This window comes from Arcicella aquatica (assembly GCF_034928825.1).
Lineage (GTDB): Bacteria > Bacteroidota > Bacteroidia > Cytophagales > Spirosomataceae > Arcicella > Arcicella aquatica.
Genome location: NZ_JAYFUL010000004.1, coordinates 21183 through 45146, shown reverse-complemented (window position 1 = coordinate 45146; position 23964 = coordinate 21183). Strand labels below are relative to the sequence as shown.

Annotated in this window: 17 protein-coding genes; 9 read left to right on the top strand and 8 right to left on the bottom strand. The window is 36.0% G+C overall.

The genetic code is table 11. The features are described from left to right. Positions 1-249: 249 nt before the first annotated feature. From VB264_RS04045 to VB264_RS04005, 9 genes are all read left to right on the top strand, one after another. On the top strand, positions 250-1293 hold the full coding sequence (locus VB264_RS04045; protein ID WP_323246994.1) for a FecR family protein: 1044 nt from the start codon (positions 250-252) through the stop codon (positions 1291-1293). A 401-nt stretch (positions 1294-1694) separates the two neighbouring features. After that, the gene (locus VB264_RS04040; RefSeq protein WP_323246992.1) at positions 1695-4907 is read left to right on the top strand and encodes a SusC/RagA family TonB-linked outer membrane protein; all 3213 of its coding nucleotides are present in this window, start codon (positions 1695-1697) and stop codon (positions 4905-4907) included. 24 nt (positions 4908-4931) lie between these two features. Beyond that, on the top strand, positions 4932-6476 hold the full coding sequence (locus tag VB264_RS04035) for a RagB/SusD family nutrient uptake outer membrane protein (RefSeq protein ID WP_323246990.1): 1545 nt from the start codon (positions 4932-4934) through the stop codon (positions 6474-6476). A gap of 81 nt (positions 6477-6557) precedes the next feature. Beyond that, positions 6558-8027: an arabinan endo-1,5-alpha-L-arabinosidase gene (locus tag VB264_RS04030; RefSeq protein ID WP_323246988.1), complete on the top strand. Its 1470-nt coding sequence runs from the start codon at positions 6558-6560 to the stop codon at positions 8025-8027. Positions 8028-8056: 29 nt separating this feature from the next. Then, positions 8057-8239: a hypothetical protein gene (locus VB264_RS04025; protein WP_323246986.1), complete on the top strand. Its 183-nt coding sequence runs from the start codon at positions 8057-8059 to the stop codon at positions 8237-8239. Positions 8240-8400: 161 nt separating this feature from the next. Continuing rightward, positions 8401-8565, top strand: coding sequence for a hypothetical protein (locus VB264_RS04020; protein ID WP_323246984.1), 165 nt, complete (start codon positions 8401-8403; stop codon positions 8563-8565). A 60-nt stretch (positions 8566-8625) separates the two neighbouring features. Further along, positions 8626-10599, top strand: a complete 1974-nt coding sequence (locus VB264_RS04015) for an alpha-L-arabinofuranosidase C-terminal domain-containing protein (protein ID WP_323246982.1) — start codon at positions 8626-8628, stop codon at positions 10597-10599. Between the two features lie 125 nt (positions 10600-10724). Beyond that, complete coding sequence (locus tag VB264_RS04010; protein ID WP_323246980.1) at positions 10725-12644, top strand: glycoside hydrolase family 97 protein; 1920 nt, start codon at positions 10725-10727, stop codon at positions 12642-12644. 70 nt (positions 12645-12714) lie between these two features. After that, on the top strand, positions 12715-13680 hold the full coding sequence (locus VB264_RS04005) for an arabinan endo-1,5-alpha-L-arabinosidase (protein WP_323246978.1): 966 nt from the start codon (positions 12715-12717) through the stop codon (positions 13678-13680). A 77-nt stretch (positions 13681-13757) separates the two neighbouring features. Here VB264_RS04005 and VB264_RS04000 read toward each other — a convergent pair whose 3' ends face one another. The 8 genes from VB264_RS04000 to pgmB form a co-directional block, all read right to left on the bottom strand. Further along, positions 13758-14153, bottom strand: coding sequence for a c-type cytochrome (locus VB264_RS04000; protein WP_323246976.1), 396 nt, complete (start codon positions 14151-14153; stop codon positions 13758-13760). 173 nt (positions 14154-14326) lie between these two features. Then, a complete protein-coding gene (locus VB264_RS03995) occupies positions 14327-15499 on the bottom strand; it encodes a PQQ-dependent sugar dehydrogenase (RefSeq protein WP_323246974.1) in 1173 nt (390 codons plus the stop codon). Between the two features lie 75 nt (positions 15500-15574). Next, positions 15575-16360: a restriction endonuclease subunit S domain-containing protein gene (locus tag VB264_RS03990; RefSeq protein ID WP_323246972.1), complete on the bottom strand. Its 786-nt coding sequence runs from the start codon at positions 16358-16360 to the stop codon at positions 15575-15577. 245 nt (positions 16361-16605) lie between these two features. Then, entirely contained in the window at positions 16606-17613 is a 1008-nt protein-coding gene (locus VB264_RS03985; RefSeq protein ID WP_323246970.1) for a fatty acid desaturase, read from the bottom strand. Between the two features lie 112 nt (positions 17614-17725). Then, positions 17726-19906: a penicillin acylase family protein gene (locus tag VB264_RS03980; protein ID WP_323246968.1), complete on the bottom strand. Its 2181-nt coding sequence runs from the start codon at positions 19904-19906 to the stop codon at positions 17726-17728. A 191-nt stretch (positions 19907-20097) separates the two neighbouring features. After that, the gene (locus VB264_RS03975; protein ID WP_323246966.1) at positions 20098-20478 is read right to left on the bottom strand and encodes a VOC family protein; all 381 of its coding nucleotides are present in this window, start codon (positions 20476-20478) and stop codon (positions 20098-20100) included. Between the two features lie 151 nt (positions 20479-20629). Next, the gene (locus VB264_RS03970; protein WP_323246964.1) at positions 20630-22960 is read right to left on the bottom strand and encodes a glycoside hydrolase family 65 protein; all 2331 of its coding nucleotides are present in this window, start codon (positions 22958-22960) and stop codon (positions 20630-20632) included. 286 nt (positions 22961-23246) lie between these two features. After that, on the bottom strand, positions 23247-23894 hold the full coding sequence (gene pgmB / locus VB264_RS03965) for a beta-phosphoglucomutase (RefSeq protein WP_323246962.1): 648 nt from the start codon (positions 23892-23894) through the stop codon (positions 23247-23249). Positions 23895-23964: the final 70 nt, after the last annotated feature.

Genomic DNA, 23964 nt, shown 5'->3' with positions numbered 1-23964 from the left:
CAATTGCACACAAAGATAATAAAATATTTAGAAAACCAACAAATTGTATAAAAAAAATAAAAAATTTTACTTTTCTATGTAAAAATGCCTTTAATTACAGAATATCATCAAATAATTAAAAATATTATCAAAGCTAACCGCCTAGTTTTCAATGAATTATTCAATTTATTCACTATAAATTTATTTTTTATTGATTTTACTATGGTCATCATTACACAATTTGTCTTTATTAATTGAAAACCTACATATATGTACTCCAACACTGAACGCATAAAAGATTTACTTCAAGACCCCGCATTTGTGAATTGGGTTAGACAGCCTAATGACCAACTTAATGAACATTGGCTAAAATGGGCTGAAGCAAATCCTGATAGAAAAAGTGATTTATTGCTTGCCAAGCAATTTGTAAACTCTTTACAATACAAAAATGAGTTTCACCTTGAAGAGGCAGATAAAAATAAAATGTTTGAGCGAATCAAGGCCTTCAAACAGGAAAAAGAAGAAACAGAAAGAAGGGCTATTGAAAAAGTGAAATTCCGTAAAATCTTGTTTGGTTTTTCAGCAGCAGCTTCCGTGATTATGGCTTTTGTTGGCAGTATTTATTGGTCAGGCAACGACCAGCCCGCTCCTTTCACGATTACTCGTTCAGGCAATAACGTAGAAGTAGCCACTACTTATAAAGGACAAAGGACTAAAGTAATTCTACCAGATGGCAGTATTGTTCATTTAAATGCAGGAAGTAGCCTCAGTTATCCAGTAGCTTTTAGCAAGACCAATAGGATAGTTGAATTGGTTGGAGAAGGCTTTTTCGAGGTGGTAAAAAATAAAAAGAAGCCATTTATAGTAGAAACTGGAAAGGTTAAAACCCAAGTATTAGGAACATCTTTCAACGTACGTGCGTACGCTAATGAAAAAATAGTACAAGTGGCGGTTGTGACGGGAAAGGTAAAAATGGAAGAAAAACTATCTGGCAATGCCCAATACCTTACTCCTAATGAAATGGGTACACTCGATAATTCTTCAGTAATACACAAAGATAAAGTAGACCTCGAAAAAGCTACAAGCTGGAAAAAGGGCGTGTTAATGTTTGACGGGGATAACTTTACCGATGTATTTGCAAAATTAGAGATATGGTATGGTGTAAACATTATCGTTCTGCCCAATGTTGAGCTAAAAGGGCACTACAGTGGCGAATTTCAACAAGAAAGTTTAGAAAACGTCATGCAGGGTATCTCGTTCACTTCGGGTTTCAAATATGAAATCGCAGGAAAAACAATCCTCATTCACAATTGAATTACTTAACCACGCTATCATATATTACCATTCAATTATTAACTAAACAAAACCCATCTAATTATGATGAATGTAAAAAATTCTGATAACACTAGCTAAGGGTTTGAATTGTATAAGGTTGTGAAGACTGTTTTCTGCAAAAAAATAGACCCACAACCACTATACAAAATAAAAACCTTTCAAAAAATATCCTAAAAATTGGCGTTTGGAGGATAAGGATTAAAAGTATTTAGTATTTAAAATACAATAACAAATTTATGAAAATTCATTTACTACCAAGTATACGACGTTCAAAATATCTTTTTGTCGCAATTTTTTTGCTGCTTTTGAACGTTATCGGGTCTATTCACGCTCAAGCAAATAGCTTTGATGAAACCAGATTGACTCTAAGAGTCGATAAAATGAACATTTTACAAGTTTTTAAAGAGATAGAAAAGAAGACAGCTTATAAATTTACGTACAACGATGCCTTTTTAAACGACAAAATGCGCATAACGATGAGTATGGAAAATCGTTCGTTGACGGAAATCCTTGCTTTTCTATCAAAAGAAGTGAATTTAGAATTTAAACAAGTAAAAAAACATATACATGTAATTGCTTCTAACGATAAGAAAACCAGTTTTTTAGGAGGAGAATCCGTTCAATCAATTAAGGTTGCAGGCTTTCCAGTAAAAGGCAAAGTAACTAGTAGTGACAATTCAGAAGGTATTCCGGGAGCGAGCGTTTTAATTAAAGGTACAAACAAAGGAACTGTAACAAATGCTTTAGGTGAATTTTCAATGGAAGTTGACAACGAATCTACTGTATTAGTTTTTAGTTCGATTGGTTATGTTTCAAAAGAGATTTCAGTGGCTGGTCGTAAACTAATCAATATCAGTTTATCATCTGACGTAAAAGCGCTTGATGAAGTTGTTGTGGTGGGTTATGGTACTCAGAAAGCAAAAGATTTAACAGGTTCTGTAGGGATTGTAAAAATTGAAGATGCTAAGAAAACAGCTTCTTATGATGTAGCAAAACTTTTACAAGGACAAGTTCCGGGCGTAACAGTACAAAGCTCAGGTGAGCCAGGCGGTTTTGTAAACATCAAAATTCGTGGTATTGGTTCATTGACCAATAATAACCCATTATTTGTCATTGATGGTGTGCTTGTGGATAATCCTTTCGACTTTTCAACCAATGATATTGAATCAATCTCTGTGTTGAAAGATGCTTCTGCGGGTGCTATCTATGGTTCAAGAGGGATGAATGGTGTGGTAATCATTACGACCAAGAAAGGAAAAGCAGGTCCATTAAGAGTAGATTATAACGCCTATGCTGGCGTACAGAATATTGCTAAAACCATCTCTGTAATGGATAGAGTGGGTTATCAAAATGTTGTGAGTGCTGCTGAGTTAAATGCAGGTTTAACTATTGCTCCTGCAAACGACCCTACTAATCCAGCTTATATCAGCAATGTAAATACAAACTGGCAAAAAGAAGGTTTGAAAACTGGTTATATCCAAGACCATAATTTAAGCCTGTCGGGTGGTTCTGAAACCATCAAAGCAAGTGCTTCATTAGGTTTCTTTAATAATAGTTCTACTGTAACTGGACCGCAGAACTACAAACGTTATACCTTCAACGGTAACATTTCTGGCAAAAAAGGTATTTTCTCTTTCGGTGCTAAAATTGCCTATACAAATTCAGAAAAGATTGGTGCTGAAAATACCCGTGAACACGCTGTATTTGGTGGAGCAGTAACGAGTTTATTAACAGCAATTCCTACCATGTCTGTATACGACCCAAATCGTTTAGGAGGTTTCGGTGGTGCAGATAAAAACACACAAAGAGCCATTACGCTAAACGTAATCGGAATGAACTCTTTGCTAAAAGGTACTGATACGCGTAACAGATTCTTAGGTTCTGTTTTTGGAGAATTAGAATTGTTGAAAAACTTAAAATACAAACTTCAATTAAGTGTTGACCGCATTGATACAAGATATTTATACTTTGAACCAAAATATGACTTAGGTTTTTATTACCTAACGCCTAATGCTTATTTATACGAAAAAAGAGAAAGTAACCTTACAACTTTAGCTGAAAATACACTTAATTATAGTGTTGAAGTTGGCAAGCATAGAATTGAAGCATTAGCAGGTTATACTTTTCAGCAAAGTACTTATTCAAGAACAGAAGCTAGTGCAAAAGGCTTAACTGAACCTTATGTGTTAAACATGAATACTGCTGTTAATACCGCAAATGGGAAAAGTGTAACAGGATGGGATGCTAATTCGTCATTAAGCTCGATTTTAGGGAGAATAAACTATAATTATGCTGATAAATACTTATTAACAGTAAATTATCGTCGTGATGGTTCTTCTAAATTCAGACCTGAAAACCGTTATGGAAACTTTGCCTCAGTAGGTGTAGCTTGGAATGTTCATAATGATATTGAGTTACCTGAAACAATCTCTACATTAAAATTAAGAGGAGGTTATGGAACATTAGGAAATCAAAATATTGGTGATTATTTAACTGATACTTATATTAATACCCAAACTGGTTATGTTTTAGGTGGTTTACTAGCCTCAGGAGCAATACAAACGCAAGTTGTTGACCCTTCAATTAAATGGGAAAGTAAAAGTACTTCAAATATAGCATTGGAATTAGGTTTGTTAAAAGAACGTATTTCTTTAACGGTAGAGTACTTTAACAATCGGTCGAATGATGTGTTAGCAGATATTCCTATTCCTTTATCTGTTGGTTCAACTAATAGAACGGTTTTGACAAATGCTGCCTCATTAAAAAACTCTGGTATTGAATTCACAGCTAGTTATCGTCAACAAACAGGAGATTTCAAATATGGTATTTCTGCAAATTTCCATACACTTACTAACAAAGTTATCGCTTTAGGTGGCATAAACAATCCAATTTATAGAGCGGCAAGTAAAACTGCAATTGGTCAACCAATTGGTCAGCTTTTCGGATATATTTCTGAGGGAATCTTTCAGAATGCTGATGATGTAAAAAACCATGCAGCACAAACTAATGCAGCGCCAGGTGATATAAAATTCAAAGATTTGAATGGTGATGGCGTAATTACTTCAGACGACCGTACTTACTTAGGAAATACCATTCCGACTTTCTATTTCGGGGCAAACTTCAATGCTGCCTATAAAAACTTTGACTTTTCTTGCTTCTTCCAAGGAAGTGGAGGCAATAAAATTTATAATGGAATGTACCGTGATTTGATGGGCTTGCAATACAGCAATGGTTCGACGGATGCATTAAATTACTGGACGCCAACAAAAACTAATACAAATGTGCCAAGACCAATTATTGGTGACCCTAATTCAAATGGTAGAGATTCAGACAGATTCGTTGAAAATGGTACTTATGTAAGATTACAGAACGCTCAGATAGGATATACTTTGCCTTCATCTATTGTAAATAAATTGAAAGTAAGCAAAGTAAGATTCTATGTTTCAGGACAAAATGTTTTCTTAATTTCTGGATTCAAGAGTTTTGATCCTGATTTCATGGGTGAAAGTGATGGCCTATTTAGCAGGGGTTATTACAATGGTTCATACCCTAACCCACGAGCTATTTTATTGGGTTTACAAGTTGGTTTTTAGTTTCACTCAAACGAATTTATTACAATGAAAATATTTAACAAAAAAGTTATCATTGCGCTTTCAGCGACCTTATTGATAGCTACTTCATGCGAAGATAAATTAAATCAGGTTAATCCAAACGCACAAACATCTTCTACTTTTTGGAATAATCAAGAAGATGCTTTAAAAGGTATTAATTCAGTATACCTGAGTTTAGCCATTGATGGAAGCTATATGCGCTCGACACCATTATTACTTGATAATCGTGGTGATGATGTAATGAGTAACAGTCCTTGGGACCAAATGTATAATTCTGGAAAATTTGCTTTGAATGCTGGCAATTCTGATATTTATGGGTGGGCTTTTGGTGCATACTATGAAGGTATTTTTAAAGCAAACCAAGTATTAGATTACGTTCCTGGCATTACAATGGATGCCAACCTTAAAAAACGCATCTTGGGTGAAGCGTACTTCTTGCGTGGCTTATACTTCTATCATTTAGTGAATATGTTTGGGAGTGTAATGTTACCTACTAATTCTGTACAATCGACAAAAGACTTTTTTGTAAAACAATCAACAGAGGCAGAAGGATGGACACAAGTAATGGAAGATTTCAAAAAAGCTGCTGATATGTTGCCTAATACCTATGCAGGGACAGACCTTGGTCGTGCGACTAAGGGAGCGGCTATGGCTTATTTAGGAAAAGCTTATTTGACAAATCATAAATACACTGAAGCTGCGGCTCAATTCAAAGCAGTGATTGATTTAGGCATTTATGATTTAGTACCAAACTATCGCGATAACTTTACAGAGGCTAACGAGAATAATAAAGAATCTCTTTTTGAAGTTCAATTTGAACGTACGGCTGGTGGTACAGACCTTAACTGGGGTGGTGAACCTATTGCTTCATGGGGTAGAGTATCAGCTAGAGCGATTACATACGGCGCGAATGGATTGGGCTGGACAGACGTGCAACCTACTCGTTCAGTATTTAATGAGTTCTTAGAAGAGAAAACGGCTGATGGTAAAGATGACCCTCGTTTAGTAGCTACCATGTTTTACAATAAGCCAGGTTTTATGGTTTATGGAGTTGAGTTTGCAGTAAGATATGCAGGAAATGCAGGTGCTTTAAATTCACTATACTGCCGTAAATACGAAAATGATGATACCAAAGCCGATGAATTTGACTGGCGTTCGGGTATTAACGAAAGATTGATGCGTTATGCTGATGTATTGATGATGTATGCTGAATGTTTAAACGAAACTGGACAAACAGCAGCAGCCTATCCATTGATTCAAAAAGTAAGAAGTCGTGTTGGGTTACCAAATTTAGCTACTGTAAAACCGAACATGACGCAAGCACAAATGCGTGAGCAAATTGGTCATGAACGTTTATTAGAATTTTGTTTAGAAGGTCACCGTTTTGATGATATTCGTCGTTGGGGTTGGTTAAATGATGCTACCAAATTAGCTTGGTTAAAATCAAGAGACCCAGAATTCAATACATTCAAAACTGGTCGTGAAGTATTCCCAATTCCACAGAATGAAATTGATAATAACCCTGGTGTTAAACAAAACTTAAGCTACTAGTATCTTCTTTATTCCCGCAAGTATTCAAAAACTTGCGGGAATTATTTCAAATAACTTCCATTAACCCAACCTATACCACACATGTTACTCTTTAGGAAATCAATATATTTTAGTGTTAGTATGCTATTGTTGTCAGCTTGTGGTGGTGATAAGGCTGAAACAGTTGTTCAACCATTGCCTACTACGCCCACCACAAAATTTGACATCAATTCTATCAAAGATAATTATGCCGACATTGCTCCTGCATCTAATTATCTAAACTGGGGCTGTTATAATGTTCACGACCCTTCTATCATCAAAGATGGCGATACTTATTACTGTTATAATACAGATGTAGCGTATGGCACAGATATTCGTCCCGGTATTCAAATACGTTCTTCCAAAGATTTAATCGAATGGAAATTTTACGGATGGGTTTTTGACGCCCTTCCGACCAAAGGTTCAGACTATATCAAGCAAGCTGGCGGAACACCCTTTAATTCACTTTGGGCTCCGTATGTAATTAAAGTAGGTAGCGAATACCGACTATATTACTCGCTTTCATCAGCCAAACCTCGATTAAGTGCCATTGGGTTAGCCACTTCCTCCTCTCCTACTGGGCCTTGGAAAGAACAAGGCTTAACAGTAGTTTCAAAAGATGATAATACGATACAAACCAATGCTATTGACCCTACAGTATTGATTGACCAACAAGGAAAACACTGGATGTATTATGGTTCTGCTTGGGATGGAATTTATATATTGCAACTTGACCCTACTACAGGCTTGGCACTAAGTCCAGGTGATAAGGGCAAAAGAATTGCCAATCGTGGTTTTACCAATGGTGTTTATAATGGCAACATTGAAGGTCCAGAAATTATTTATAATAAAGAGCAAAAGAAATATTATTTATTCATTGCCTACGACTGGCTGGCAACAAAATACAATGTAAGAGTAGCCAAAGCAGATTCTCCACAAGGCCCTTTCTATGACTATGACGGAAAAGATGTAAACACTAATCAAGACCACGGACCAATGATTATTGCTCCCTACCAATTTATGGGGCATGCTGGTTGGCAAGGTGTTTCACACTGTGCTGTATTTGAAAACAATGGCCAGTTTTATATTAGTCACCAAGGCCGCCCAGGGAACGACTCCAATTTTATGATTCTTCACAATAGAAAGCTATATTGGACGAAAGATGGCTGGCCAGTAGCATCACCTGAGCGTTTTGCTGGAGAATTTACAACGACTATCACAAGTAATGATTTGGTGGGAGATTGGGAACAGATTGTACTTGGGTATAGAATAGTACCGGGATATGATAAAGAACAAAACCAACCCGACTTTCAATATGCTGTCACTTTAACACTAAATGCCAATGGTACTCTCAATAGCGATGTTGCTAGTAAATGGACTTATACGGCTCCGTGGTTAGAATTAAAGTGGAGTAATGGTTTTACAGACCAAGTGTATGTAGACCGAGGTCGCGACTGGGAAAACAAAAAAGAAACTATTCTTTTTACAGGTTTGAATAACAAAGGAACCAGTGTTTGGGGTAAGAAAAAATAGTGTTTTTTGTAAACAAATAAATATAATCCATGAATCGTAAAAACCTTTTAAAACTATTATTTGCAGGCCAATTAATGTTTGCATTTGCAGGAAACGCACAAGTAAAAACTTCTGGGAATCCTATTATTAAAGACAAGTTCACTGCCGACTCTGCCGCTTTAGTTGATAACGGAACAGTATACGAGCACCTACGCGCGAACAACGCTATGTAATGCACGAATGGCTTTGTTACTCATCATCTACAGATATGGTTAATTGGGAAGAGTATCAAAGTCCATTAAATACCAAAAGTTTCGCTTGAGCAAAAGGTGATGCTTCGACTTCACAAGTAATAAAAAAGGAAATAAATACTGCTGGTATAAAGCGGTAGAATATGGAAGTCATTCATTATTCATTAACAGGAAATTCAGTAGATGCTAAAAATGTAGTTGGAAAGAAACAGGAGGTATTTGTGAAAAAAGCCTTTATCCAGAAAAAAGACCTTATAAAAATTGCACCTGCAAGTATAAACCTTTATACCTTTGAAGTAGTGAAATAAAACAAAACCGATAACCTTTGAAAAATCAAAACTAGTAACAAAAACATAATGAATAAATCCATGAAAAAAATCCTTTCTTTAGCAGTAAGTCTTTTTTTACTGACAGAGTCTTTTGCACAAAATCCCGTTATTAATATTAAAGCCACACAACCTGTAGCGCCAATTCAGCCAACGATGTGGGGTGTATTTTTTGAAGACATTAACATGGGTGCTGATGGTGGTATCTATGCTGAATTAGTTAAAAACCGTTCTTTTGAATTCGCTAAGCCTTGGATGGGTTGGAAAATTGAACGGAAAAAAGCGGAAGAAGGTGATATCATTATTCAAAATCGCCATGGCAATACCGTTAACCCAAGATATATCAGTGTAAAAGCCAATAACATTTCTAAAGGAGAACTAGGAATTACTAACGAGGGCTTCAAAGGAATGGGAATTAAAAAGGGGCTGAGATATGACTTTTCTGTACTGTATCGTCATCAAACAGGATCGGTAAAATTACACTTAGAGTTAATTGATTCAAAAGGTAGTATTATCGGTGAAACCACGCTCAATCCTACTGGAAACGGACATTCGTGGAAAAAAGAAGCCATCAGTTTCAATGCCACTGAAACAGAAGCAAAAGGAAAGTTCAGAATTTGGTTTGAAGGAAATGGTGAAATAGACCTTGACATGATTTCACTGTTCCCTGAAGATACTTGGAAGAAAAGACCAGGCGGAATGCGTGCTGATATGATTCAGCTTTTAGCAGATATGAAACCTGGATTTATTCGTTTCCCAGGTGGTTGTATTGTAGAAGGGATAGATTTAGCCAACCGTTATCAATGGAAAAAAACACTTGGCCCCGTTGAAGAACGTCAGTTGATTATTAACCGTTGGAACCTAGAATTTGCACATCGCCCAGCACCAGATTATTTCCAAACTTTTGGTTTAGGCTTCTTTGAATATTTCCAATTGGCCGAAGACATTGGCGCAGAGCCACTTCCTATCTTGAACTGTGGTATGGCCTGTCAATTCAATACCGCTGAAGTTGTACCTGTAAATGAACTAGATTCGTATGTGCAAGATGCCCTAGATTTGATAGAATTTGCCAATGCCGAACCTAATACTAAATGGGGTAAAGTACGTGCAGACATGGGTCATCCAGCACCTTTTGATTTAAAATTCTTAGGAATTGGTAATGAAAACTGGGGTCCACAATATGTAGAACGTTTGAAGGTTTTCACAAAAGCCATCAAAGCAAAATATCCGAAGATTAAATTAGTGAACAGTTCTGGAACTGACCCTAATGGCGATAGATTTGATTATTTGAACAAAGAGTTACGTGAGATGAATGCTGATATTATCGACGAGCATTATTATCGTACACCAGATTGGTTTTTGAAAAATGCTGGTCGCTATGATTCTTACGACCGCAATGGTTCAAAAGTATTTGCAGGTGAATATGCTGCTCAAAGTGATAAAACGGTAAGTGTAAAAAATGTAAATAACTGGAAATGTGCTTTATCAGAAGCAGCATTTATGACAGGCTTAGAACGTAATGCACAAGTAGTAAATATGGCATCTTATGCACCACTTTTTGCACATGCTGAGGGCTGGCAATGGACACCAGACATGATTTGGGTAGATAATCTTCGTTCTTATGGTACACCAAATTATTATGTACAAAAATTGTATTCTACTAATAAAGGTACACACGTATTAAATACTTCTGAAAATGGAAAGCCACTAACAGGACAAGGAGACTTGTATGCTTCTGGTATTTTAGACAAAGCTACCAACGAAGTGATTTTGAAAGTAGCAAACATCTCAGATAAAGAGCAAATTCGTGAAGTGAATCTTGAAGGTATCAAAAAATTTGATGCAAAAGCTAAATTGATTGTATTGAAAAATAATAATCCAGAGGCTTTAAATACATTTGAAAATGCTACGAACGTAAGTCCCGTAGAAGAAACTATCACACTTAATCCAAAGAAGAAAATCTCTTTGACGTTAGCTCCGAATTCATTTACAGTATTAAGAGTAAAGTTACTATAATATTTGCTTTTTATTAAGGTCGTCTTGTCTAATGAATTACCAAACCTAATTCTATACGACAAGACGATTTTTTTTAAATTCCGTTTCTTAATTTTATTTATCCTAATAAAACATCTTTCCTTACAATGAACCTAAAATCATTTCAAACAATTATTTTTTTACTATTGGCAAGTAGTGCTTTTTCACAGAAAATGTTTAGTCCGAATCATCAAATTACCGTTGATTTTTCACTGAAAAATCAACAAGCAAGCTATTCTGTAAGCTTTCAAGGAAAGCAAGTACTAGAATCGTCTCGCTTAGGACTTATCCGTGAAGATGGCGATTTCACTAAAGGGCTTACACTTTTAGAGACTACAAAGTCTGTTTTAATAAAAGATAAGTACACCATCCTTACTACTAAAAAGAGCAATATTACCTATACAGCTAACCGTCAGGTTTTTAAACTAAAAAATGCACATGGCAAAAAACTTGACATTATTTTTCAGGTATCAAACGATGGTGTAGCGTTTAGGTATTTCTTTCCTGAAAACGCTAGTGATATCAAGAAAATCAGTGAAGAAATCACTTCATTTAATTTTCCAGAAGCTACTAAAGCTTGGCTTCAACCCATGAGTGACGCCCAAACGGGTTGGGAACATTGCCATCCTTCTTATGAAGAATTTTATCAAAAAAATATCTTAGCGGGCATTATTTCACCTATTAAAGCGGGTTGGGTCTATCCTGCCCTTTTTCAAACGAATGGTACTTGGGTTTTATTAACCGAAGCTGGTTTAGATGGCACTTATTGTGCTACACGCCTAAGAGCTGAATCGCCCAATAATGAATACAAAATAGGGTTTCCACAAGCACCTGAAGTATTTACAGGGGGAGAGTTGAATCCTCAATCTACTTTACCTTGGTTATCACCTTGGAGAATCATTGCATTAGGTTCATTGAAGACTATCACAGAATCAACCTTGGGTACAGACTTAGCCAAACCTGCCATCAAAATTGATACCTCATTTATCCAGACAGGCAAAGCTTCTTGGAGTTGGATTATCAAGAAAGATGAATCTGTCAATTTTGATACTACCAAAGATTACATCGACTTTGCCGCTAAAATGCACTGGGAATATTGTTTGATAGATGCCGATTGGGACACTAGAATTGGTTATGACAAAACAAAATGGCTAGCTGATTATGCCAAAACCAAAAATGTAAAACTGTTACTTTGGTATAATTCCGCAGGCGATTGGAACACAGTGAAGTATCATCCTAAAGGATTATTGCTGACACATGAAGGTAGAATGAAAGAATTTACCAAAATCAAGGAAATGGGTATTGCAGGAGTAAAAATTGATTTCTTTGGTGGTGATGGACAATCTATGATTAAATATTATTTAGATATTTTAGAAGATGCGGCAAAAGTGCAATTACTGGTCAACTTTCATGGTGCTACTTTACCAAGAGGCTGGCACAGAACTTATCCTAATTTAATGACTGCCGAGGCCGTGAAAGGGTTTGAAATGGTTACTTTCGACCAAGCAGCAGCCGACGAACAGCCTGCACATTGTACAACTTTGCCTTTTACGCGTAATGCTTTTGACCCAATGGATTTTACGCCGATGAATTTGTACAAAGTGCCTAATATCAAAAGACGAACTACTTCTGCTTTTGAATTAGCCCTGTCTGTCGTGTTTATTTCAGGTATTCAACATTTTGCTGAATCACCAGAAGGAATGGCTCACGTACCTGAGTTTGCTCAAAAATTCTTACAAACATTACCAAGTACTTGGGATGAAACACGTTTTATCGACGGATTCCCCGGAAAATTGTTTGTTATAGCTAGAAAATCAGGTAACAAATGGTACATCGCTGGTATTAATGGTGAAGGAATCAACAAAGAATTAACGCTTGATTTATCTTTCTTAAAAAATAAAAAAGGACAATTAATCTCTGATGATGAAACCGTTTTGTTAAAAGAATCATCATTTGATGTTCCTGCAAATGGACAATACAAAATCTCTTTAAAACCTAACGGAGGTTTTGTGGGGGTTTTTGAATAACAATTAATCTAACCCGACGAGCTATTTTATTCCGTAGCTTGTCGGGTTAAACCTCAATCTAACAATTGCTATGATTCAAAATACTAAGTATCTTTTAGTAGCTTTATTCACACTATTAATAAACTTAGCGACTAATGCACAACAGGGAGAAATAGAATCTCATGACCCTTCTACCATCTTGAAGGAAGGCAATAGTTATTGGTTTTTCTCTACTGGACATGGCATCAAAGCTACTTATTCAACCGATTTAGTTAATTGGAAAGTATCACCACAAACTGTGTATAAAAAGGATTCTTTCCCCACTTGGATTAAGGAATATGTACCTAAATTCCAAGGACATTTTTGGGCTCCAGATTGTATTTATCTGAATGGCAAATACTACTTGTATTACTCTTGTTCATCTTTCGGTGTTACTCAGTCAGTCATTGGTGTAGCAACCAATGAAACCCTTGACCCAACTTCTGCAAAATATAAGTGGACAGACCTAGGTATGGTTATGGCATCTAAAGAACGGAAAGACTTCAATGCCATAGATCCAAGTATTTTAAAAGACAAGCAAGGTAAAATTTGGATGACCTATGGTTCATTCTTCGGTGGGATTGGTGCGGTAGAGTTAGATTCTATTTCGGGGAAAATCAAAACTGGAGAAAGTATTAAAAAAGTGGCTGGTGGCAGAGAATCTGACTGGGAAGCCTCTTGTCTGATACAAGAAGGAGAATATTATTACCTGTTTGTTAATAATGGTTTATGCTGCAAAGGATTAAACAGTACATATTATATTGTTTGTGGGCGTTCTAAAAACCCTTTAGGTCCCTTTTTAGACCAAACTGGTAAAGATTTGAATGCTGGTGGAGGTACGGTAATTATGCGAACTGAAGGTAAATTCCAAGGGCCTGGCCATGTAGGTTTATTAAGAGATAAAGGCAAAAAAATTATCTCTATTCATTATTACGATGCAGAAGACCAAGGAAAGTCGAAGATGAATATTGTGGAAATGGGCTTTAAAAAAGGCTGGCCTTATTTTAAGAGGAAGTAAACAGATTAAACAGTTAAAGATTTGTCAACTTTTGAAAAGTTGTCTAATCTAAACCAAGAGCTAAAAACAAAAGGAAATCATTTTTTGATTCCCTCTACTGTTTTCACATCAATTATTTTTGTCGATTTATTACCCCAAGAATTCAAGATATAATTCATTACATCGGCAATTTCTTCATTCTCTAATCCGGGTTCAGGCATCATGCCTTGATACTTTACTCCATTTACTTGGATAGAGTCTTTTAGTCCAAATTTTATTGCTCTAATGCCTTTTTCAGGAGTTTTCAATAAATAATCAGAATTTGCCAAAGGTGGATTAAGCTTAGGAACGCCTTCTCCTTTGCCCATGTGGCAAACAATGCAGTTATTCATATATACTTCTTTCCCACGGGCAATACTTTCAGCTAGTTCGTCTTCTTGACGCCAAAAAGGAGACAGAAACAACATTGAAGCAATTAGTATAATTATTTTCATTTTTCTTTAGGGGATTTCGGCTGTCGGTTGTCGGAATTCGGCAGTCAAAATATAAAAATTGGTTTTCAGGTATCGAGATTCAGCTTTAGATTATCAGAATTGATAATAATAGCCAACAGCAATCGGCTTTAAATTATAAAAACCGATTGCTGATGACCGAAGACCGATTGCCACTATTTAGTTGGGCTAATTTTTACAATTGAACCCGTACTTTCAATCGCTACATAAATATTTCCGTCTGGACCTTCTTTGATGTCTCTTACTCTACCAATATTTTCAAACACAGTTTCCTGACTAACCACTTTGTTATTTTTAATTACACAACGCTTGATATAATTAAATTTTAATGACCCAATCAGTAAATTGCCCTTCCAATCAGGAAATTTCTTGCTTGTCACAAAAGTCATTCCGCAAGGTGCAATTGATGGTCTGTAATAAATAATAGGCTGTTCCATTCCTGCACGAGCAGTATCTGGACTGATAATTGAATTATCATAGCCAATACCGAAGGTAATTGCTGGCCAGCCATAGTTTGCACCTTTCTTTAAGATGTTCACTTCATCACCTCCCTGTGGGCCATGTTCGTGTTCCCACAAATCACCCGTCGTTGGGTTAATCACAAAACCTTGAGGATTTCTATGTCCATAAGAATAGATTTCTGGTCTAGCTCCCTCTTGCCCAACAAATGGATTATCTTTAGGCACAGAACCATCATCATTTAAACGAACTACTTTTCCTTGGAAAGTCGTAAGTTTCTGAGCCTCTTCTTGTTGACCTCTCTCTCCTACTGTCAAGTATAAATAGCCTGCTCTATCAAAAGCAATTCTTCCACCGTAGTGATGGGTTGTAGTTACATTTGGTGTTGCTTTGAAAACTACTTTTTGTTCTGTCAGGGTATTACCTACTAATTTAGCACGCATCAACGCCGTATTAGAACCTTTTCCAGTCTCTCCATCTGCTAATGGCGATGAATAGCTAAAATAAATCCAGCCATTTTTGGCATAATTAGGATGCAATTTTATATCAAGAAGCCCACCTTGTCCTTTAGAAACAATCGCAGGGAGTCCTTTGATAGGCTCTTCTACTAATTTTCCATCATGAATCAATCTTAGTTGCCCAGACCTTTCAGTAACCAACATATCACCGTTAGGTAAAAAAGCCATTCCCCAAGGCACATTCAAGCCTGTAACAAAAGTTTCAATCTTTAACCCCTCAGTACCAGCTTCTACTGATTTTTTTAAAATAGGGTTATCATTTGCATGATTTAGATTGCAGGAAGCATCAACAGATATTAATAAGCCAGCCAGTAGAGGTATTATGCCAATAGAGAAAAATTGTTTTTTCATTTTTGAGTTTATATTCTTTGTTCGTGATAAAGTTAATGAAAAACGCCTTTTTTACTGCACTGATTTCCCTGTATTTTAATTACTTATTTCAGAATGCTGAACCGAAGAATTCAATTTATCTGTGATGGCTTTTATACGAAGTTCAGAGCGTTTGACATCTGCTCTTAAATTTTGTTTTTCAGTGACAAGTTTATTGATAAGAGCATCGTTCTTCTCTATCTTTTTCATCGCTGATTTTATCTCATTCTGAATTTTCTGGATTTCCGACAGTTCCCTATTGATTAAACGTTGCTTAATAGAATTCGTACGTTTCTTTAATTGCTTATTTCGTTGTTTCTCAAGGAAATCATCAGAAGCAAAATAAGCTTTCTTTTCGGCATTAATACGACCAATACCCTCTTTCCTTACCTTTAAAGCTATTTCAGGGTTTACATTCAGACCAAGCGCGCGCATTTTTTTATACACAACGCCATATCTTAAACCGAGATGTTCACAAATCTCGGGTAGAGGTTTACTGTAATGATGTTCCTTTAAATAATTAATGGCTTCGTCAGTCCATTTGGTAACGCCTTCTCTGCCTGAAGGAACACCTTTTCTACTTGCTTGGCGTACTTTCCTAAGCTCTTCTCCTACTGTGAGTTTAAATCTTTTAAGTTGCCCTCTTACAGATTCCCAACTTCTTCCAAGTTGATCAGAAATTTCTCTGGATGTCAAATTCTGAAAATTTTCTTTGAGGAAATCAATTTCCTCTTGGGTCCATTTCGCTGTAATTCTTTTTGGAGGTTTGGGCGCAACTTCACTTCTCAGTACCACTCCATCCTTGACGTAGTTGATGATTCTTAATTTATTTTTCTTTGCCATTTGCTTTTTTTACTAAATTTCAAAACAATGTTTGCGTGATGGGGAACAGCGAAAAATGTATTGAGGACACTCAAAACATTCAATATTATAGTTAGCAAAGGGTTTCTGTTTAACAAACTTCGTACATTATTCTTAAAAAAACAAATAAGCAGTTTAGGATAAAACTAATTTCTTAAAAATAAAAATAGCTCCAAAAATGGAGCTATTTAGAACGAAAATTCTTATTAAAAAATTGCAGATGACTACTACAATTTTTGTTCAGCCATTTGAATATCTGGAATTGAAGTATCATCCAACCCTACACGACCTCTTTCTTTTCTTACAATTCTTGAATATAAGCCTACTTCTTGACTAAATAAAAAGGTGAAAAATAATTTCACAAATGAAGTATGGTACTTCAAATCATCATAAAACTCAGGAGCAGTTGCTTTCAATTTTGGTAAATTATTCCAAGGTACTGATGGCATATCGTGGTGTTCGTTGTGGTAGCCCACATTCATGTTGATTAAATTCAACCCACCATAATAGCTATATGTTTCTTGGTCTTTATCCAACACAAGATAATGTTCTTGAATCCATCTTGCACCCAGTGGATGTAAACCTACCGAGAACATAAAACTTGCGCCCATATATCCTAACGCTGACCATCCCCAGAAATACCAAATGACAACATCAAAGGCAATTTGAGCGAAAATATTCATCAATACCCAACGGTCTATTACGGCTAATTCCAAACAACGTAGTGTACGAATTACTTGAAAAATTGGGAATAATAACAACCATATTGTTTTACCTAAGAAGTAATTATTAATCATTTTAGCCTCCCATTTATCTGGTAAGTCAGCATCTAATTCGTGTACTCCTTGAAAAGCGTGGTGCTTTAAGTGATAGTTTTTAAATGAAATGGCTGTAGGTACTAATGATGGAAAATTAGCAATGATACCAGCATAAACATTCCACGATGGTTTTTTGAAAACAAGGTTGTGCGAAGCCTCATGGATACAAATAAATAATGTATGTGATGGGAAAGCACCAATGCACCAAGCAGCCGCTAAAATAATATACCACGCTTGGTCTTTTACCAAATAAGTCATCAGGATTTGAATTGACACGCAAGCCAAAATCCATACCATTGTCATTGGATTTTTAGTGATTAACTTCTTGACCTCGGGGTGAGCCTTCAAAATCTGCCTTGTACGCAAACGGTGTGGTTCAGAACCTGTCACATGAGTAAAATCTTGTTGATACGCCATTTAATTTTAATTTAATTCGTTATTGAAATTACTGTTTGAATCTTATTTGAAAAAATCTTTCAAATATACTGCTAACCTAACGTTTTATCAATTTGTTTAACAATATTTACGCTTATTCGCCTGGATGATACGTCTTTTCTGCATTTTTTATCACATCACTCTTATAAAAATAGACATCCTTAAACTGTCCCTTTGTGTACATTAATAACTGGTCTTTAAAATGTTTTGAGGTTGGATCGCCACTTTCGCCACCTGCTAACAAAGATTTAGCCTTTATTTTTTCACCAAATTCTACTGCACAAATAAAACTATTACCCCCCACGCCATATCTTTTATTGGTTCCTTGGTAATACCTACTATTATAAGATGGCAATGACCCCCACAATGCTGAAGCAAAACCTACAGGTACACTTGGCTCATTATCATTATATTTTGTTTGTAAATCACCAGTCAATCTTTGAAAACGATTTAGTTCGCCCCAAGGTATTTGCCAAGTACCAAATTTTTTATTCAAATCGTTAATTACAGTCACCAACGGAGGCATAAACTTTGCTATATCAGCATTGGCAGCAAATCTTTTAGTATTCTCTACCTGATCCGTTTCGCCTTGGTCTATGTATAATCTTTGAATCACTGGACTCAGTTTCTGTGCCCATTCTACTGCTAAAGTAGTAGCCACAGAATTTTCTGATGAATGATAATCCCATGCTTTCAAGACTTCAATCGGTGCTTTTAGTTGCGTATAGAGCGAATCGTTTTGCTTTACGTCACGTTCAAATGTTTTCACCAAAGCTGGAATCAATATTTCAAAAGCCGACAAATAAGTATCATAACCTGCGGCTATTACTTTGTCTATAGTATATTTTTTCTCACGGTCTAATACCCTTACTGCATTTACTCCTCTAAAGTTTTCACCGTCAGGAGCCATGTAGGATGAATAATCTTCTCGTTTAGGACTATTAGCCCCTGCCACTGAAAAGGGTGTTGAATTACAATTTTGCAACCACCCGTTGACAGGATTATACAAATGGACGGTTTCATCTACCTCATGCAAGCCTTTCCATTCTGTAGCTGCTATTGAACCATCTACAGGTTTAGCCCAATTGTACTGGTTATCTCTTTTAGGAATATAGTTGCCATGCCAATAAGCGATATTACCTTTATAATCAGCAAAAACAGTATTGTTGGACGTATTTGCCTTTAAAGCCATCACTTGCTTATACTCTTCAAAACCTTTGGCTTTGGTTCTTTTCCAACTCTGAATCATGCTGACAATAGAACGGTTATAAGATTTTAGGCTCACCCATTTATCATCTCTTTTACCCATAATTGGTCCGTGATGTGTAAAATATGTATTAAAGGTTTTCTGTTTTAATACATTGTCAGCGAGGTAACTAATCGTAATTTTCTTTTCTGTTACAGGCTTCAAAGCGCCTTCATATTCATAAAAATACTTGTCGCCTTTTTTGCTAATCTTTTCCGCATACATATCGGCAACATCTACGTTACTAGAGGTGTGCATCCAACCGCAGTATTGATTAAATCCCTGATAAACAAACATTTGCCCCCAAGTAACGGCTCCATAAGCATTCAGTCCTTCTTCACTAACCACTTGTACTTCTGGTCGGAAGTAAAAAGTAACGTGTGGATTAATGTATAAAATAGCTTTGCCTGATTGCGTAATCTTAGGAGAAAATGCAAACCCATTTGAACCTGTTTGTTGCTCAGGATTTTTAGGAACAGCTACTGCAGATACTAAACTACCTGAGTAAAAGTTCTTTAAATCAGCTATGCTTAAATCGGCTGTACTGATTGCGCCAATACTTCCATCTGTCCATAACAAGGCATACCACGGTTTAAAGCGTGTCAACATAGCAGGTTTCACTGCTGGATGTCTGTATAAATAAAAGTTGATACCATCGGCATAAGCATTCAACAATTTCTTCAACCAAGGTGCAGCCTTTTGATAATCTGCTTTGGCTTCGGTAGTATCAATCAGCAAGCGAATTTGTAAATCGTTATAGAGTTCTGATTCTCCTTTTAGTTCTGCAATTCTTCCAAGCTTTTCAATATAATTCATCTCTACCCGCTTGAAATCATCTTCACATTGGGCATAAAGTAAGCCAAAAACGGCATCAGCATCCGATTTGCCATAAATATGAGGAATACCCCAATTGTCACGAATAATACTTACTCGCTTCGACTGTGCCTCAAAGCGACTAATTTCAGTAGTTGAAAATTTTTGTGCAAGAATTGAAAAAGGAAGGAAAAACAGTAAAATAATTTTTCTCATATTGATATAGTATTGAATGATGAAGGATTCTGTATTAACAAACATACAAAATCATAACAGATTCTTATTCAATACGCTATCAAATTTTCTTCTAACTGGTTCAAATCCTTCAATTTTTTAGGAAAGTTGGGGAAATATGAAAATTTAAGCAATGATATTTCCAGACAAACTTTAGTGATATATGTTATTGTTTACGCTTCATCCTCCGCAAAAGTCAGGTAATACCCATCAATATCTTTAATTGTGAATTCTGTCGCGCCATAAAAAGTCTTTTCTAGCCCTTTTACTACTTCTACTTTGTCTTTAATACTTTCAAAAAAATCCCTGATTTGCTTTAGCTTGATATAAAATAGTAAGCTCCCCCCTAATCTGTTTCTATCAATATCAGGCAATTCTTCGCCTAAACTATCCATCGTCTGCAACATTATCGTTACCCCTCCATTTGAGAGCATCACCCAAACGAAATCTCCTTCTTCAGGAACAGTCATGATAGTTTCAAAACCAATTTGTTTATAAAATTCAATCGATTTATTGATGTCTTTGACAAAGGTATTTACCGTTAAGCTTTCCATTTTATTGCTGTTTATATGTTGGTGCCAAGTTAATGTTTTTACACTTAAAAATTTCTAAGCATTTATTACTTTTTATTGAAAGACAATAAACGAACAAAGCCCCTCAAAAGAAAATCCTTCAAGGGGCTTTTGTTAAAACAATATCAGTAGACTAAGCTACGGCTTCTACATTTTTCTGTTCAATATTAACTGTCGAATTTGCTTTTAAAACTACAGCTTCATTATAAACAAAAATAGTAATATCATCTCCTGCCAAATTTTCAATCAATACTTCATGAGCATAAGTTTTGATATTCAACAAATTGCCTCTGAAACGAATTTTAAACGAGAATGAATTCCAGTTTTCTGGTACGAATGGTGCTAAATATACCTGACCATTGCGAACACGCATACCACCAAATCCTTTTACGATTGACATCCAAGTACCTGCCATCGAAGTAATATGGCAACCGTCTTCGGTATCATTATTATAATCATCTAAATCCAGACGTGCCGAACGTTGATAGAATTCATAAGAACGAGCCTTATCTCCTAACTTAGCTGCAATAATCGAATGCACACATGGACTTAATGATGACTCATGAACTGTCATTGGTTCATAGAAGTCATAATTACGCTTGATTGTTTCGGCATCAAAGTCATCTTCAAAGAAATATATTCCTTGCAACACGTCGGCTTGTTTGATAAAACAAGAACGTAATATTCTATCCCAAGACCATTTTTGATTAATTGGTCTGTCATGAGCGGGAAGATTTGTTACTTTTATTAATTCTTTATCCAAGAAACCATCTTGTTGTAAGAAAATGCCTAACGCTTTATCTTCGCCTAAGTACATATTACTAGTAATACTCTTGAATTTTTCAAACTCAATGGTTTCATCAAGGTTTGTCAAACTAGCTAGCTCATTATAACGGTCAGGATTTGATGCTTTGATTTTGTCAGCGACCTCCATCAAATACTTCATACACCAAACAGCGAAATAACTTGTATACCAGTTATTATTTACGTTGTTTTCGTATTCGTTTGGTCCCGTCACTCCTAGCATTACATATTGCTTTTTCGCTTCCGACCAGTTTACACGTTGTGCCCAGAAACGAGCGATTCCTAGTAAGACTTCAAAACCATATTCAGCTAGATAAGCTTCGTCGCCTGTATAGTTTACATAGTCATAAATGGCATAAGCAATGGCTCCATTACGGTGAATTTCTTCAAAGGTTATTTCCCATTCGTTATGGCATTCTTCGCCATTCATCGTAACCATCGGATACAGTGCTGCACCATCTTTAAAACCCAGTTTCTGTGCATTCTCAATGGCTTTACCTAACTGTTTCCAACGGTAAACCAATAAGTTACGAGCTACCTGTTGGTCGGCAGTTGCTAAGTAAAAAGGAATACAATAAGCTTCGGTATCCCAATACGTTGAGCCACCATATTTTTCGCCAGTAAAACCTTTTGGTCCAATATTTAAACGAGCATCTTCGCCCGTATAAGTTTGGTTCATCTGGAAAATATTGAAACGGATACCTTGCTGAGCAGCAACGTCACCTTCAATTACAATATCATTCGTTTCCCATTTTGATGCCCACTTTTCAGCTTGTTCTACTAGCATTTTATCAAAGCCTTTGGCTTCAATGTTGGCTAAATAAGCTTTGGCTTTAGGGAGTAAATCTTCTATCTTATGGTTTTCAGAAGAAAGGTTACAAGCATATTTTACTAAAACAGTTTCTTCATTGGCTTTTATGTTCAATGTAACTTGACTGGCTACATATTTTTCTGCTTTTTGAGGGAAGCTTTTAAAATCAATTGCTTTGCCTTCTTGAAAAATTTGGAATTTCTGACCAGTTACTACATGAAAACCTGTTTTCTTAGTAACCATCTCTATATATCCTTCAGCAAAGGCTGTTTCTTTATGTACTTCGTCCCAGAATTTTTCATCATAGTTGGCATCTTTATTTTTAATATCACCATCTATAAAAGGAGTCAGTACAAGCTTTCCGTCAAAATTAAGGGGCGTAATTGCGTAAGAAATTGCACCTGATTCGTCATCAACAATAGAATTAAAGCGTGTGGCATTAACTTTCACCTGTCTGCCCGATGGTAAAGTAGCCACAAAAGAACGTTGTAAATAACCTTCTTTCATGTTCAACACACGCCTAAAATCATTTACTTCCGCAGTATGTAAATCAAGAATTTCATCTTCTATTTCAACTTTAATCCCAATCCAGTTGGCAGCATTCAACACCTTTGCGAAATATTCAGGGTAGCCGTTTTTCCACCAACCTACACGTGTTTTGTCGGGGTAATATACACCAGCTACATAATTTCCTTGGAGTGTTTTTCCAGTGAAGGTTTCTTCAAAATTTCCTCTTTGTCCCATTCGGCCATTGCCTAAAGAGCAAACAGATTCCGTAATTTCGTTGAATTCACGATTAAATCCCTCTTCGATGATACACCATTCATCGTGTTTAAGATAGTCTTTCATATATGGTTATACTCGGTTAGTTTGTTTATTAAGAAAAAGACAAAATCTTTCTCTCCACGAAAAACTAATCAAATCAACTGATTATCAATAGCTTAATCATGTATTTATAAAAATGGTTAATAGTAAATTAAATAACAATTCTCGACTTTTACATAAAAACAGCATTATTATTTAGAAAAAACATCAGAATAATACCATTACACCGTAAAAGTCTTAATTTCTGTGCGAATTTATACTAGAATTTTAACACTCAATTTGCTGTGCTAAACTGTATTTTGGATAAATATTAAAAGTTCAATTTATCCAAAGTCATTTCCTCAAAGCCAGCAATCACAAAATCTGCTTCTGTTAAAATATCAGCAGCACCTACTCCGATTGCTTTCATACCTCCTGCTTTAGCTGCTTGTATTCCTGCTACTGCATCTTCAAATACTACGCATTCGCTTGGCAATGAACCTGTTGCCTCCGCTCCCATCAAAAATACTTGAGGGTCTGGCTTGCCTTTCGTGATGTTATTGCCATCAATAATGGCATCAAAATAATCTAACATATTGATTCTTTCTAAAATCAATTTAGAATTTTTACTAGCCGAACCCAAAGCAATTTTAATACCCGCTTCACGAAGGTCAGTAAGAAACTTTTCAACACCTGGGAGTACTTCCTTGGGGGTCATTAGTTTTACTAAATCTAGGTACCAGTCATTTTTACGAGTTGCCCATGCTAATTTCTCTGCTTCCGTTAAAGTAACATTTCCCCATTTAAGAATCAATTCCAATGATTCCATGCGCGAAATACCTTTTAATTGTTCGTTCTGATGTTCAGTAAAATCAAAGCCTAATTCGTTCGCAAGGCGTCTCCAAGCTTGAAAATGATATACTGCTGTATCAACAATTACGCCATCTAAATCGAATAGGCAAGCTTTAATCTTTGTCATGTGATTTTTAGTTAGTGATTGAGTGAGTGGTGATTGAGTGATTTAAAAAATATTCACTCAATCACAATTC

What these genes read in the sequence shown, in the direction of transcription:
- pgmB (WP_323246962.1), bottom strand. Translation starts at nt 23,894, where the DNA reads ATGACAAAGATTAAAGCTTGCCTATTCGATTTAGATGGCGTAATTGTT.
- VB264_RS04000 (WP_323246976.1), bottom strand. Translation starts at nt 14,153, where the DNA reads ATGAAAATAATTATACTAATTGCTTCAATGTTGTTTCTGTCTCCTTTT.
- VB264_RS03985 (WP_323246970.1), bottom strand. Translation starts at nt 17,613, where the DNA reads ATGGCGTATCAACAAGATTTTACTCATGTGACAGGTTCTGAACCACAC.
- VB264_RS04030 (WP_323246988.1), top strand. Translation starts at nt 6,558, where the DNA reads ATGTTACTCTTTAGGAAATCAATATATTTTAGTGTTAGTATGCTATTG.
- VB264_RS04035 (WP_323246990.1), top strand. Translation starts at nt 4,932, where the DNA reads ATGAAAATATTTAACAAAAAAGTTATCATTGCGCTTTCAGCGACCTTA.
- VB264_RS03975 (WP_323246966.1), bottom strand. Translation starts at nt 20,478, where the DNA reads ATGGAAAGCTTAACGGTAAATACCTTTGTCAAAGACATCAATAAATCG.
- VB264_RS04040 (WP_323246992.1), top strand. Translation starts at nt 1,695, where the DNA reads ATGAACATTTTACAAGTTTTTAAAGAGATAGAAAAGAAGACAGCTTAT.
- VB264_RS04010 (WP_323246980.1), top strand. Translation starts at nt 10,725, where the DNA reads ATGAACCTAAAATCATTTCAAACAATTATTTTTTTACTATTGGCAAGT.
- VB264_RS04025 (WP_323246986.1), top strand. Translation starts at nt 8,057, where the DNA reads ATGAATCGTAAAAACCTTTTAAAACTATTATTTGCAGGCCAATTAATG.
- VB264_RS04005 (WP_323246978.1), top strand. Translation starts at nt 12,715, where the DNA reads ATGATTCAAAATACTAAGTATCTTTTAGTAGCTTTATTCACACTATTA.
- VB264_RS04020 (WP_323246984.1), top strand. Translation starts at nt 8,401, where the DNA reads ATGGAAGTCATTCATTATTCATTAACAGGAAATTCAGTAGATGCTAAA.
- VB264_RS04015 (WP_323246982.1), top strand. Translation starts at nt 8,626, where the DNA reads ATGAAAAAAATCCTTTCTTTAGCAGTAAGTCTTTTTTTACTGACAGAG.
- VB264_RS03970 (WP_323246964.1), bottom strand. Translation starts at nt 22,960, where the DNA reads ATGAAAGACTATCTTAAACACGATGAATGGTGTATCATCGAAGAGGGA.
- VB264_RS04045 (WP_323246994.1), top strand. Translation starts at nt 250, where the DNA reads ATGTACTCCAACACTGAACGCATAAAAGATTTACTTCAAGACCCCGCA.
- VB264_RS03990 (WP_323246972.1), bottom strand. Translation starts at nt 16,360, where the DNA reads ATGGCAAAGAAAAATAAATTAAGAATCATCAACTACGTCAAGGATGGA.
- VB264_RS03980 (WP_323246968.1), bottom strand. Translation starts at nt 19,906, where the DNA reads ATGAGAAAAATTATTTTACTGTTTTTCCTTCCTTTTTCAATTCTTGCA.
- VB264_RS03995 (WP_323246974.1), bottom strand. Translation starts at nt 15,499, where the DNA reads ATGAAAAAACAATTTTTCTCTATTGGCATAATACCTCTACTGGCTGGC.